The organism is Ferrimonas sp. SCSIO 43195 (assembly GCF_023716685.1).
GTDB lineage: Bacteria > Pseudomonadota > Gammaproteobacteria > Enterobacterales > Shewanellaceae > Ferrimonas > Ferrimonas kyonanensis.
Window position 1 is genome coordinate 1,648,783 of the sequence record NZ_CP072679.1, and the last position, 13,361, is coordinate 1,662,143.

At 58.6% G+C, this 13,361-nt stretch carries 12 protein-coding genes; 5 read left to right on the forward strand and 7 right to left on the reverse strand.

Annotated elements, in window-relative coordinates; all coding sequences use genetic code 11:
• Position 1: 1 nt before the first annotated feature.
• From J8Z22_RS07895 to J8Z22_RS07910, 4 genes are read left to right on the forward strand one after another with little or no spacing between them, the layout of a single operon-like run.
• The gene (locus J8Z22_RS07895) at positions 2-451 is read left to right on the forward strand and encodes a hotdog family protein (RefSeq protein ID WP_051252728.1); all 450 of its coding nucleotides are present in this window, start codon (positions 2-4) and stop codon (positions 449-451) included.
• Positions 451-1,176 (forward strand): 3-ketoacyl-ACP reductase FabG2, encoded by a 726-nt coding sequence (locus tag J8Z22_RS07900; RefSeq protein ID WP_252009939.1) that lies wholly within the window; start codon positions 451-453, stop codon positions 1,174-1,176. The genes J8Z22_RS07895 and J8Z22_RS07900 overlap by 1 nt, the downstream gene beginning before the upstream one ends.
• A gap of 20 nt (positions 1,177-1,196) precedes the next feature.
• Positions 1,197-2,393, forward strand: coding sequence for a beta-ketoacyl-ACP synthase (locus J8Z22_RS07905; RefSeq protein WP_252010462.1), 1,197 nt, complete (start codon positions 1,197-1,199; stop codon positions 2,391-2,393).
• A gap of 57 nt (positions 2,394-2,450) precedes the next feature.
• Positions 2,451-3,800, forward strand: a complete 1,350-nt coding sequence (locus J8Z22_RS07910; protein ID WP_028113516.1) for a lipid biosynthesis B12-binding/radical SAM protein — start codon at positions 2,451-2,453, stop codon at positions 3,798-3,800.
• Between the two features lie 35 nt (positions 3,801-3,835).
• Here J8Z22_RS07910 and J8Z22_RS07915 read toward each other — a convergent pair whose 3' ends face one another.
• Positions 3,836-4,276, reverse strand: a complete 441-nt coding sequence (locus tag J8Z22_RS07915) for an excinuclease ABC subunit A (protein WP_252009941.1) — start codon at positions 4,274-4,276, stop codon at positions 3,836-3,838.
• A 15-nt stretch (positions 4,277-4,291) separates the two neighbouring features.
• Positions 4,292-4,819, reverse strand: coding sequence for an acyloxyacyl hydrolase (locus tag J8Z22_RS07920; protein ID WP_252009943.1), 528 nt, complete (start codon positions 4,817-4,819; stop codon positions 4,292-4,294).
• 180 nt (positions 4,820-4,999) lie between these two features.
• Here J8Z22_RS07920 and J8Z22_RS07925 point away from each other — a divergent pair, with 180 nt between their 5' ends.
• Positions 5,000-5,743, forward strand: coding sequence for a hypothetical protein (locus J8Z22_RS07925; RefSeq protein ID WP_028113513.1), 744 nt, complete (start codon positions 5,000-5,002; stop codon positions 5,741-5,743).
• A 64-nt stretch (positions 5,744-5,807) separates the two neighbouring features.
• Here J8Z22_RS07925 and rsgA read toward each other — a convergent pair whose 3' ends face one another.
• From rsgA to pabB, 5 genes are all read right to left on the reverse strand, one after another.
• Entirely contained in the window at positions 5,808-6,851 is a 1,044-nt protein-coding gene (gene rsgA, locus J8Z22_RS07930; RefSeq protein WP_252009946.1) for a ribosome small subunit-dependent GTPase A, read from the reverse strand.
• A 279-nt stretch (positions 6,852-7,130) separates the two neighbouring features.
• Complete coding sequence (locus tag J8Z22_RS07935; RefSeq protein WP_028113511.1) at positions 7,131-9,287, reverse strand: M3 family metallopeptidase; 2,157 nt, start codon at positions 9,285-9,287, stop codon at positions 7,131-7,133.
• A gap of 442 nt (positions 9,288-9,729) precedes the next feature.
• Positions 9,730-11,130, reverse strand: coding sequence for an asparagine--tRNA ligase (gene asnS, locus J8Z22_RS07940; RefSeq protein ID WP_028113510.1), 1,401 nt, complete (start codon positions 11,128-11,130; stop codon positions 9,730-9,732).
• Between the two features lie 154 nt (positions 11,131-11,284).
• Positions 11,285-11,881, reverse strand: coding sequence for a CoA pyrophosphatase (locus J8Z22_RS07945; RefSeq protein WP_028113509.1), 597 nt, complete (start codon positions 11,879-11,881; stop codon positions 11,285-11,287).
• A gap of 92 nt (positions 11,882-11,973) precedes the next feature.
• Entirely contained in the window at positions 11,974-13,356 is a 1,383-nt protein-coding gene (gene pabB, locus J8Z22_RS07950; RefSeq protein WP_252009948.1) for an aminodeoxychorismate synthase component I, read from the reverse strand.
• Positions 13,357-13,361 lie beyond the last annotated feature (5 nt).

Genomic DNA, 13,361 nt, shown 5'->3' on the forward strand with positions numbered 1-13,361 from the left:
GATGAGTCACCCTCTGGCGGCGTACCTGCCGCATGATGAGCCGATGATCCTTATTGATGAACTGGTGTGTCATCAGGACAACCGGCTGTGTTGCCAGTTGCAACTGAGTGAGACATCGCCATTCTATGATGCCAAACTGCAACGGGTCCCAGAGTGGGTCGGGATGGAGTACATGGCTCAGACGGTGGCGGCGCTGGCCGGCATCGAGGCGCATCAACAAGGTCGGCCAGTGCGCATCGGTTTTCTGCTGGGCACCCGTCGTTACACGGTTCACAATCCCGCTTTTGAGTTGGGAAAACCCTATCGAATTACGGTAGAAAGGCTGTATCAGGACTCGGACGGCATGGCGTCGTTTCAGTGTGACATCCACCAGGATGAGATCGCCATAGCCAGTGCGAAAATCAATGTCTTTCAACCCAATAACGTTAATGAATTTTTAGGAACACCCTGATGACACGACGCATACTCATTACCGGTGCCAGCCGGGGGATCGGCCGCGCCATTGCCGAGCGCCTGGCCAATGATGGCGTGGAGCTGGTGCTTCATTATCACAGCAACCAGGCGGCGGCCGAGTCGGTGGCTGAGGCCTGTCGCCAAAAGGGGGCCGAGTGCCGTTTGGTGCAATTTGACCTGGCCGATGGCGAGGCTTGTCGAAGCGTACTCGAGGCCGATATTGAAAGCCATGGTGCCTATTATGGCGTGGTATGTAACGCCGGCATCAGTGATGACAGTGCCTTCCCGGCGATGACCGAAGCCAGTTGGGACAAGGTGCTGCGCACTAACCTGGACGGGTTTTACCATGTGGTTCACCCCTGTGTGATGCCGATGGTGCAAGCGCGCAAAGGGGGGCGGATTGTGACCCTGTCGTCCCTGTCCGGCGTGGCGGGCAATCGCGGCCAGGTCAATTACAGCGCCGCCAAAGCGGGCATCATTGGCGCCACTAAGGCGCTGGCGCTGGAGTTGGCAAAACGCAAAATCACCGTTAACTGCGTGGCCCCCGGGTTGATCGAGACCGACATGACCGACGACTTGCCCCAGGCTCAGTTGAAAGAGATGGTGCCGGTGCGTCGCTTCGGTCAGCCCGAAGAGGTGGCCGCCGCCGTCGATTTCCTGATGAGCGACGATGCCAGCTACATTACCCGGCAGGTGCTGTCGGTCAACGGAGGCATGCTGTGAAGCGGGTCGTGGTCACCGGTATGGCCGGTATTTCGCCTTTGGGGCAGGATTGGGCCAGCGTTCAGGCGCGTCTGCGTGCCGGTAAGAATGCCGTCGTTTATCAGGCGGACTGGGATCGGGTGGCACAGATGAATACCCGTCTGGCGGCGCCGGTCATGGACTTTGAAAAACCGGCGCATTACAAACGTAAGATGGTGCGCTCCATGGGGCGGGTGTCGCTGATGGCCACTCGAGCCACCGAGCTGGCGCTGGAAGATGCCGGGCTGGCGAACGATCCCGTGGTGCAAAGCGGCGCCATGGGCGTGGCCTACGGCTCCTCCACAGGGTCTACCGACCCCATTATCCCTTTCGGGCGGATGCTGGAAACCGGCGAGATGAACGGGGTGACGGCCACCAGCTACATCCAGATGATGGCCCACACCACCGCGGTGAACGTGGGGGTGTTCTTCGGCATTAAGGGCCGGGTCCATACCACCTCCAGCGCCTGCACCTCCGGCAGCCAGGCCATTGGCTATGCTTTTGAGGCGATTCGGGCTGGCCGCCAGACGCTGATGGTGGCCGGAGGCGCCGAGGAGTTGTGCGTCTCTGAAGCGGCGGTGTTTGATACCCTGTTTGCCACCAGTACCCGCAATGACGCCCCCGAGCGCACCCCTCGACCGTTTGACCGCGATCGGGATGGTCTGGTGATTGGTGAGGGCGCCGGCACCTTGATTCTGGAGGAGCGTGAGCATGCCCTGGCCAGGGGCGCCACCATCTATGCCGAAGTGGTGGGCTTTGGCACCAACTCCGACGGCATGCACGTTACCCAGCCAAATCGTGACACCATGGCCATCGCCATGCAACAGGCCCTGGATGACGCCGGCATGAGTGCCGCCGACATCGGATACGTGTGCGCCCACGGTACCGCCACCGATCGCGGCGATGTGGCCGAGACTCAGGCCACCGCGGCGGTGATGGGCCGAGCGGCCATCAGCTCCCTGAAAAGCTACGTCGGCCATACCCTGGGTGCCTGTGGTGCGTTGGAGGCCTGGTGGAGCATTGAGATGATGCGTGATGGCTGGTTCGCTCCCACCATCAACCTGGAGCAACTGGATCCCGAATGTGGTGATCTGGATTACATCACCGGCAGCGGCCGTGACATTCAGTGCCAGGCGGTGATGTCTAATAATTTTGCCTTCGGTGGCATCAATACGTCTCTGATATTCAAACGCCCCTGACCCACCTTTTTCCGGGGGCTATGCCCCCGGTTTTGCCCACCATTTAGGGATTTTGTTGTGCCCCATCTGCTTCTGGTATCCGCCAATCGATTTACCAACCCTTACCCTGTCTACCCCCTGGGGCTGAGTTATCTGAAAAGCTATCTCAACCGAGAGTGGCCCGAGTTGACTGTTACCCTGCTGGACATGAACCAGCTCAATGAAGCCGAGCTGCAGCAGCGCGTGGCGGCGCTGGCACCGGATTATGTGGCGGTATCACTGCGTAATGTCGATGATGTGGACCTGACACAGCAGCGCAGTTTCATCGACGGCTACGCTCAGGTGGTCGCCGCCATTCGCGGTGGAACCCGGGCACCGGTGATTCTGGGCGGGGCGGGCTATTCGCTGTTTCCCGAGCGGATTCTCAAGGCCCTTGGGGCCGACTACGGCATTGTTGGCGAAGGAGAGCAGACCCTGTTGCAACTGCTGCAAGGGCTGGAGCGGGGCGGTGCGGTGTCCGGCATCGGCGGGCTGGTGATCCCTGAAGGGCAAGGTTGTCGCCTGACGCCGCGCCAGCATCACATCGACGATCCTACTCTGGAGTTTGAGCCGGATCTGGTGGCGCATTATTGGCGTTACAGTGGCATGCTGAACATTCAGACTAAGCGGGGCTGCCCCCATCGCTGCGTCTATTGCAGCTATCCGATCATCGATGGCCGCCGGGTTCGTACTCTGAAGGTGGAGCAGATCGTATCGACACTGCGCCAGGCCTGGGAGCAGCATGGTATCGATTATGTGTTCTTTACCGATTCGGTGTTCAATCTCGAACCGCAGTTTAACGAGGCTCTGGCCCGTGCCCTGATTAAAGAGGGGCTGCCGACCCGTTGGGGGGCCTACTTTGCCCCCCATCGTCTCAGTCGGCAACAACTGGCGTTGTATCAGCAGGCGGGGTTGACCCACCTGGAGTTTGGCACCGAGGCGATGTCGGATCAGACCCTGGCCAGCTACGGCAAGCCGTTTCGGTTTAAACAGGTATTGAAGACCGCCGAAGTGGCCGCAGATCTGGGCATTCACCAGGCTCATTTTCTGATTCTGGGAGGCTGGGGCGAGACTCGGCAGACATTGAGTGACACCATCGCCAACGCCGAGCGATTGCCGTCGACGGTGCTGTTTCCCTTCTATGGCATGCGGGTGTATCCGGATACCCTGTTGCAGCAACAGATGCTGGCGGCGGGAGAGCTTAAGCCCGGGGACGACCTACTGCATCCGCGCTACTATTTGAGCCCGGAGTTTGATGAATCGGTGTTGCAGCAACAACTGCATGGGGTGAAACAGCGCTGGGTGCTGCCGGATGAAGATCAAAGTGACAGCATTTCGATGTTGCGCGCCGCCGGCAAACGCGGGCCGCTGTGGGAATACATCTTGTAGGCAAAGCGGGCACCGTTCGGCGCCCGCCGGGCGTGTTACAGTTTGACCACGTCACCCACTAAGGTGACTCCGGCCATAATGGTGCCGGCACCACACTGAAACTCGGTGGCGGAGCGGAAGTCATTTTTCTTGTAGTAGGAGCGGATGTTGATCACCGCATTGCCACCGCTTTTGACGGCTCGCTCCTGCAGGGATTTCACCGCCGACAAAAATGCCCAGTTGCAGGCGGTCTGATCCGACTTGGCAAAGGCATTGGTCTTCTTATTGGAGGTGAATTCGCCGAACTCCTGCACCGGAGTCAGTTGGTGCTCCTCACCAAACACCATCTTGATGCTGTCATTGAGTACCTGCTTTTCTTTGCCATGTTCCATGGCGGTCTGAATATCAAACTGAACCAGGTCATCGCGGGCCATGGTGGCCGGAGCCACCAGTACAGTGGAGGCCAGCAGGGCAGCGGTGCAGAGCGTGTTCTTCATTGTTGGGTCCTTTGATTAAAGAGTGAGACCAACCGACAGCATGAACGGAACATCCAGTCCGTCATTGGGTTGGTTAAGGTTAGCGTTGGAATAGTGCCGATAGGCAATGGCGACGGCGTGTTGTTGCCGTGTGCCGAAATGGATTCCGGCGAGAATCTGGGCCTGAAAGGCGAAGTGGTTGGCCTGATGGCGACTGCCCAGAGAGGTGTCGGACAGGTAGGTGGGCCCCAGGGCCCGAACCTGGAAAAATGCCTGCTGATTGCCCCATAGAGGACCGTTCAAGGTCAGCTGTGGAAACAGCGACAGGGCCCATAAGGCCTCATTGCCTTGCTGGCCATGGGCGTGCAGCCTTGCGACCGAGGCGCCGACTGAGAGCCATTGACGGTTCGAACGGGCGTAGTGGTAGGGTACCCAATCGAGGCCAATGGCGCTGTTACTCTGGTGGCGGTCTCCAGGCTGGGGGCCATAGCCGCCGCTGAGCCACAGAGCGGGCACCGCAGTGGCCGACAACGGCAGCCAGAATATCAGTAGTAACAGTGTCAACGAACGTGCAGGGGCCATCTCGAATTGGTATCGGCAGTGACTGTGGTGAACATCGTACATTAAGCCGTTAAGGCTGTCGAAATTATTGATTTGGAACATTATGTTTCGGTATTCCCATGCAACTCGGGCTGGCTTTGGTTTACCCTGTGCGCAGTAGATGCAATCAAATCGGAGATAAGCATGAACAGATTGGGGAAATGGCTGGGGTTGATGGTGCTGCTGCTGAGCCCACTGCTGGCGGCCGAGGAGTTTGACCTGGCCTACTACCAGGCGCAGTTTGATTCCGGCAATCGCCAGCAGCAGATCCAGGCGGCGGGCAGCCTGGAGTGGGCCGGGCTCGGTGACGAGGTGTTGTTCGACAGCGTCGCTGAGCAACTGGAGCGAGTAACGTCCGAGTCAAACTCAAAGGCTAATCAAGAACATGGTGCCTGGCTACTCAAGGCGCTGGGCTTTTCCGGTAACGACAAATACCGGCCGCTGCTGGAGAAGTACAGTCAGAAGCCGTATCCGAAGAAGTTGCGTAAATACGCCAAGCAGGGGCTGACCTTGCTGACTCAGCATCAGAAGTGGAATCCCATTATCAATGATGTTTCCGGTTTTGATCCGACGCAACCGCTGAAGGTAAACCGGCTGGCTAACATGATGAAGAGTGATGAGCTGGAGTTGCAGCGCATCGCCGCCAAGCGGGTGCATTTTGAACACCTGTATCCGGATTACCTGCTGCAGACTCTGGCGCAGCAGTTGCAGCGTCGGGTACCGGAGATGGACGATGGTAAGCTGACCATCGACACTTACGCCTGGATGGCCAAGGCTCTGGCAGGTTCGGCAGAGAGTGCCTATCGGCCGGTGGTTGAAGAGATTGCGGCTTCGGCACCGAACAAGAAGTTGCGCAAGTACGCTAAGAAGTACCTCAACTACTATTGAGGTCAAACAGAGCCGCCCATTGGGCGGCTCTTTGTTGACGGGATCGTCGTGGCGATCCCCAGGCTCAATAGCCTTTCTTTTGTTGTCGGCTCGCCGATTGAACGCGCTGGTAGTACTTTCCTAACGCTTTGTCCTTAGCCCGCTTTTGCGCCAACGTCGCGCCATTGAGAGCCTGTTCGCGCATCAGTTTCTGATAGCTTTTCAGTCGCCGCAGCGGCAGTTCTCCGCCGGCAATGGCGGCCTGAACCGCGCATCCGGGTTCTTGCTGATGTTGGCAGTCGCTAAAGCGGCAGTCTCGAGCCAGAGAGTGCAGATCGGCAAAGGTGTCGTTAACCCCTTGCTCGCAATCGCTGATCTGCAGCTCTCGCATGCCCGGGGTATCCATCAGCAGGCCACCCTGGCTCATCAAGTGCAGCGAGCGACGGGTGGTGGTGTGCCGCCCCTTGCTGTCCTGTTCGCGAATGCTGCCAGTCTGTTGCCCCTGATGTTGCAACAAGCCATTGATGATGGTGGACTTACCAACCCCGGATGAACCCAGCAGTGCCACGCTTTGACCTTGACCGCACCAACTGCTCAATCGAGCCAGGTGGTCGGGTGCCAGCGCATTGATCGCCTCGACCATCAGCAGTGGATCCAGTTGCTGTACCTGAGCCAGGTGCAACTGAACCTCTGAACAGAGATCCGCCTTGGTGAGCACCACCACAGGTTGGACATTGGCGTCATTCGCCAGGGCCAGAAACCGTTCGATGCGATTCAGGTTAAAGTCGTGATTGAGCGAACACACCACAAACACCGTGTCGATGTTGGCGGCGATCAATTGCGTCTCAAGTTTGCTGCCGGGCGCTCGGCGCTGAAACCGGGATTGCCGGTTCAGCCGTCGCTGTATGCGGTGCTGGGGATCAATCAGCACCCAGTCGCCGACGGTGAGGGGGTCTCCCTGCGCCGATAGTGGTAAGGTCAGCTCACCCTGCTCTCCCAGTGCCGTAACCTGGCTGCGGTGGTGGCTGCTGATGCGCACCGGTGTCAGCCATTCCAGCTCTTCGAGAGTCAGTTGTTGTTGGAAATAGGGTCGCCATCCCAGTTGGGACAAAGACAGTGTTTGGTTCATGATAATGGTACCCCTGACGCCATGGCGTCATGATTTTAGAGAAATCGGGGGCGTGTGCCCCGGAACGTGTCCGGGCAAGGGAGTCTGTGGTTAGGAAACCGCTGCCCGGTTGGGGGTGATTACAATCATTAAAAGTTCCTCCGTTATGGGGTCGACCGTGACCCTGTGCGGCCCAGAATAGCAGAGGTGCCTGAACCTGGGCAAAACCCCGATGCACAATTGCGACGTTCAGCCACAAAAAAACCGGCCACATGGGCCGGTTTGTTAGGGGGTGACCGCTTACTTAGCCAGAGAGATGCCGCGGCGCTGCAGCAGAGCTTCTGTGCTGGGTTTCTCACCCTTAAAGCCGACGTAGGTTTTCATCAGGTCCTGGCTGTTGCCTTTGGACAGGATGGTGTCGCGGAAGTGCTGACCCTGCTCACGGGTCAGGCCACCGTGGTCGCGGATGTAGGCAAAGGCATCCGCTGCCAGGATTTCACTCCACATGTAGGCGTAGTAGCCTGCGGAATAGCCACCGGCAAAGATGTGGGCGAAATAGGTGGATTTGTAACGAGGTGGAATGGCCGCCACATCGACGCCGTGTTTTTTCAGCGCGGCGGCTTCAAACGCTTCCACATCGGCCACTTCGGCGTGCTCCACATCCAGCGCATGCCACTCCATGTCGACCAGGGCGGCAGACAAGTACTCCAGGGTGTCGTACCCCTGGTTGAACTTACCGGCGGCCAGCACTTTTTTCAGCAGCGGTGCAGGAATGGCTTCACCGGTCTGGTAGTGCTTGGCGTAGTTGGCAATCACTTCCGGATTGGCGGCCCAGTCTTCCTGGAAGGTGGACGGGAATTCAACGAAGTCGCGGGAGACGTTGGTGCCTGCCAGGCTCGGGTAGTAGACGTCGGAGAACAGGCCGTGAACGCCATGACCGAACTCATGGAACATGGTGGTGACTTCGTCCCAGTTCACCAGTTGTGGCTGACCTTCCGGTGCCTTGTTGATGTTCATGACGTTGATGATGGTGGGCTTGGTGCCGTTCATGTGCGACTGGCCGGTGAACACATTCATCCAGGCGCCACCACGCTTGCCTTCGCGTGCGAAGTAATCCGCATAGAACAGGCCGATACTGCTGCCGTCCTTATCGAAGATCTCGTACACCTTAACGTCCGGGTGATAAACCGGCAGATCCGGGCGCGGCTTCAGGCTGATGCCGAACAGGCGATCCATGGTGAAGAACACGCCGTCTTCCAGTACCCGGTTGAACTCGAAGTACTGAGACACTTCGGCCGGATCCAGGTTGAATTTTTGCTGGCGAACTTTCTCGGCGTAGTAGAGCCAGTCCCAGGGCTTCACTTCAAAGCCCGGGTGATCTTTACTGGCCATGGCTTGAATGTCGGCGGCTTCCTTGCTGGCGTTGGCTACCACTTTCGGTGCCATGGAGCCCAGCAGGTCCATCACTTCGGTGGGGGATTTGGCCATGTTGGTTTGCAACTGGTACTCGGCCCAGTTGTCGTAGCCAAACAGTTTGGCTTTCTCGGCCCGCAGTTTCACCATCTCCAGCAGCACTGGGCGGTTGTCGGTCTTGCCGCTGGTGGCACGGTACGCAGACGCACGCCACAACTGTTCACGCAGGTCGCGGTCGTTCAGTGTTGCCAACGCACTCTGACGGGTGGTGTTGGTCAGGGTCAACAGGTAACCGGATTTGCCGGCTTTGTCGGCGGCCAGCTTGGCGGCTTGAATGTCAGACTGAGCCATGCCGTCGAGACGGTTAACATCATCAACCAGAATGGCGGCGTCCTGGCTGGCGTTCAGCAGGTTCTGGCCGAAGGTGTTGGTCAGTTCCGACAGGCGTTTGTTGAGTGCTCGAACCTGAGTCTTCTGCTCATCGCTGAGCTTGGCGCCGGCCAGCACAAAGCCGTCGTAGCTGATCTCAACCAGGCGCATCTGCTCTGGGTTCAGATTCAGTTCATTTCGCTGGTTATAGACCGCTTCCACTCGCTTAAACAGCTTGCTGTTGAGGTAGACGTTGTCCTGGTGCTCGGACAGCTTGGGGCTCATTTCGGTCTGCAGTGCCTGGCGGGCATCGTTACCGGTGGAGCCGACCAGGTTGTAAAATACACTGGCGGTGCGATTCAGCAGATCGCCGCTGCGCTCCATGGCAACAATGGTGTTGTCGAACGTTGGCGCTTCCGGGTTATTGGCGATGGCATTAATTTCGGCCATGTGGCTGGCCATGCCGGCTTCAAAGGCGGGTTTGAAGTGGCTGTCGTCGATAACACTGAAATCCGGAGCCTGGTATTGCAGGGTGCTTTTGTGCTTCAGTGGGTTACTGTCGGCCAACTGGGCCACTGCCTGAGTCTGGGAAGTCACGTCTTGGTTGGTTTCCATGGAGGAGCAGGCGGCTAAAGAAAACAGGATCGCCGAAGCCACCAGAGTTTGTCGAAGCATGATTTCGTCCTTTTGAAATTTGCTGGTTGCAGCACCCGCCGGAAGAACCGCGGAGGCGGGTGGTTGATTCGTTATTATTGTGTTGGTTTTCTGTGTTACCCACAGAGGGTCAGCGGATACCATACCGGAAAGGGTTGCGAAACGGAAAGGCCATTGTTAGCGGATCTGTAATCAAGTGTAACTGGACGGGGCCGCGGTGTGGGTGATACCGCAACACTTACAGTCGCTGTCGATGTGGTAGGCTGACTTCAATCAGGAACTGCAGCGGAGGCTGGGAAGGATGAGGTGGTTATGGGTAAAGCTGCTTGCAACGGCATTGCTGTTTGCGGCGTTGTTTGCATGGGTTTACCTCAAGGTGGCCAGTGGCACTCAGTAGCACCGGGTGTCGAACAAAAAAAACCAGCCAATCGGCTGGTTTTTTCATCTTTGGCCGCGTGGCAACTTAGAAGTTGGCACTGCGAGGGGCGCGAGGGAAAGGAATCACGTCGCGAATGTTGGCCACGCCGGAGACGTAGCTCACCAGTCGTTCGAAGCCCAGGCCAAAGCCGGCGTGAGGCACGGTGCCGTAACGACGCAGGTCGCGGTACCAGTACATCTCGTCTTTAGGCAGGCCCATCTCTTCCATACGCTTGTCCAGAACGTCCAGGCGCTCTTCACGCTGAGAGCCACCGATGATCTCGCCAATTCCCGGAGCCAGAACGTCCATGGCGGCCACGGTTTTGCCGTCGTCGTTCATGCGCATGTAGAAGGCTTTGATGTCTTTCGGGTAGTTCTTCACAACCACTGGGGCCTTGAAGTGCTCTTCCGCCAGGTAGCGTTCGTGTTCGGAGGACATGTCGATGCCCCACTCCACGTCGAACTCGAACTTCTTACCACAGTCCTTGAGGATCTGAATGGCGTCGGTGTAATCCACCTGGGCGAAATCGGCCTTGACGAAGTCCTGCAGGCGGGTGATCACCTCTTTGTTTACCCGTTGCTCAAAGAACTTCAGATCGTCCATACGCTCTTCCAGTACCGCATTGAAGCAGTACTTCAGCATATCTTCGGCCAGCTTGGCGGCGTCTTCCAGGTCGGCGAAAGCCACTTCAGGCTCCACCATCCAGAACTCGGCCAGGTGACGACTGGTGTTGGAGTTTTCGGCACGGAAAGTCGGTCCGAAGGTGTACACCTTTGACAGGGCGCAGGCGTAGGTTTCGGCATTCAACTGGCCAGATACGGTCAGGAAGGTCTCTTTGCCGAAGAAATCCTTGTCGTAGTCCACGTCACCCTTGTCGGTGCGAGGCAGGTTGTTCATGTCCAGCGTCGACACCCGGAACATCTCACCGGCACCTTCACAGTCGGAGGCGGTCAGAATCGGGGTCGAGGCCCACAGGAATCCCTGCTCGTGGTAGAAGCGGTGAATGGCCTGAGACAGGCAGTTACGCACTCGCATTACCGCGCCAATCAGGTTGGTACGGGGGCGCAGGTGAGCCACTTCACGCAGGTACTCGATGGAGTGGCGTTTGGCCGCCATTGGGTAGGTGTCTGGATCTTCCACCAGGCCGATGACTTCAACGCCGGTAACCGCAATCTCAAACTGCTGGCCTTTTCCTGGGGACTCAACCACTTCACCGGTCATTTTTACGGAACAACCCGCAGTCAGGCGCAGCACATCTTCCTGGTAATTATTCAGGGTATTGGGCACCACGCCCTGAATGGGATCAAAACAGGAACCGTCGTAAACGGCCAGGAAGGAAATACCGGCTTTGGAATCACGGCGGGTGCGGATCCACCCCTGTACCGTGACTTCGCTACCGACGGCGTGAACGCCCTTTAAGACGTCAGCGATAGTTGCCACACTCATTCTCGGTTGTCTCTCCAGCGAGATAAAAAACTAGTCTAGGGTCGGCGCTCTGGCCGACGGACTTCGAACCGTTAATCTTACCTTGCTGACTTCGATTCTCAAGGGCTTAAGGGAGAATTCCCACTGCGGTTGCAAGAAAAGTGGTGCATTGGCCTCAGTTTGGCGCCCTGGGGTAGCCGAGGTGGCGGATAAGCTGCTCGATCACCGCGGCGGTGGCGCCCCAGATTCGATGATGCTGGTAGAACATAAAGTACACAGGATGGCTGCCATTATGGCGCTCAATGGTGACGGTGCGGCGGTTGTCCGGTTCAATCAGGTGGGCCAGGGGCACAAAGAAGCACTCACTGACTTCGTCCTGGCTCAGGCGGGGAATGAAATCCTGCTCGATAAAGGCGATCTGGGGCTGCATTCGAAACCGGGAGATGGTGTGAAACTCTGGCAGGGCGCCGACCTGGGTCAGGGCGTTGGGGCTCAGGCCGACCTCTTCCCAGGCTTCCCGAGTGGCGGTATGCCAGGGCGATCGATCCTCGGCGTCCATTTTGCCACCGGGAAAGCTGATTTGATTGGCGTGGTGACGCAGGTGGCTGGCGCGTTTGGTCAGCAGCAGTTGCAGGCCATCGTCGCTGTCGCACAGGGCCAGCAGAACCGAGGCGTCTTTGAAGCTGGGTGCCAGCGGATGACGGCGAAGCGGGTTCTCGCCTGCGACCATGGGCTGCAGGGCAAATTGGGACAGAAACTGCTGACGGTTCACGGGCAGGCTGCTCCTTGTGGCTGCTCAGTCTTCAACATAACAAAGGCGGACCCGCTTGGGAATCCGCCTTTGGTCGGTGGCCGCCGCTGGCATCAGTCCCCTTCGGGCTCAAGCACGGGCAGGATGCGGGCCAGTTTGTCGAAGCACTCCTGGTACTCGGCGTCGGCGCGGGAGTCGGCAACGATGCCGCCCCCGGCCCAGCAATACAGGCGTTGACCGGTGGCCACCAACGAGCGGATGGTGATGCTGGTGTCCATCTTGGCATGACAACTGAGGTAGCCGATGCTGCCGCAGTACAGGCTGCGGCGCCAGGGCTCCAGCTCCTCGATGATCTGCATGGCGCGAATCTTGGGGGCGCCGGTGATGGAGCCGCCGGGGAATGCCCCCCGCAGCAGGTCGCAGTGGCTGATGCCGTCTGCCAGCGTTGAGGTCACCGTACTGACCAGGTGGTGCACCGCCGGAAAACTCTCGATGGCAAACAGAGAGGGCACCTGCACCGACCCCGGTGCGCTGACCCGGCCCAGATCGTTGCGCAGCAGGTCGACAATCATCAGGTTTTCGGCCCGGTCTTTTTCGGAGTGGGCCAACGTCAGGGCGTTGTGATTGTCGATGAGCGGGTCATGGCTTCGAGGCTGAGTGCCTTTAATGGGCTTGGTCTGTACCTGATCCCCCTGAACCTGCAGAAACCGCTCCGGTGATACCGACAGCAGGGTTGCCTCCGGTAGACGGATAAAGGCGGAAAACGGTGCCTGGTTATGTTGTCTCAGGGTCAGATAGGCCTGCCATTCGCTGCCACTGTAGGGCGCCTGAAACCGCTGGGTCAGGTTGATTTGATAGCAGTCGCCACTGCTTAAATACGCTTGAACTCGCTCAAAGGCGGCCAGGTACTGCTGGCGACTGCTGTCATGGTGCCAGCGTTGCTGCAGCCGGAACGGGGCCGAAGGCTGCTGCTGGCACTGTTGCAGCCACAGGTAGCGTCGCTGCCAGTGCAATTCGTCGCCGATGACGATCAGTTCGACTCGCTGCAGCTGCTGATCCAACACCAGGGCCCAGTCGTACAGGCCGACGGCCATCTCCGGCAGGTTGATGTCGTCGTCGGCGGCCACCGGCAGGTGCTCAAACCGGCGGCCGAGGTCGTAACTGAAGTGGCCCAGTGCGCCGCCAATAAAGGGCAGGTCCTGGGCGTCGGTCAGTGAGGGCAGGTGTCGGCTCAGTGCGCGTTGGAGCAGTCGCAGCGGATCGTCATTACTGCGTTGGTGGCCGTCCGGGCTGTCGATGTCGGTGTGGGCGCCACGGGTGACCAGGGTGGCCAGCGGGTCGGCCACCAGAATGTCATAACGGGCATCGGGGTGGTGGCCCTCGCCATCGGAGCAGCAGGAGTCCAGTAACATAGCCCAGGGGCGATGTTGCAGGGGGGCGAACAGGGTCGGGGCGTCGCAGGCCCAATCCAGGGTGCGGCGGACAAACTGAGGCATGGTTA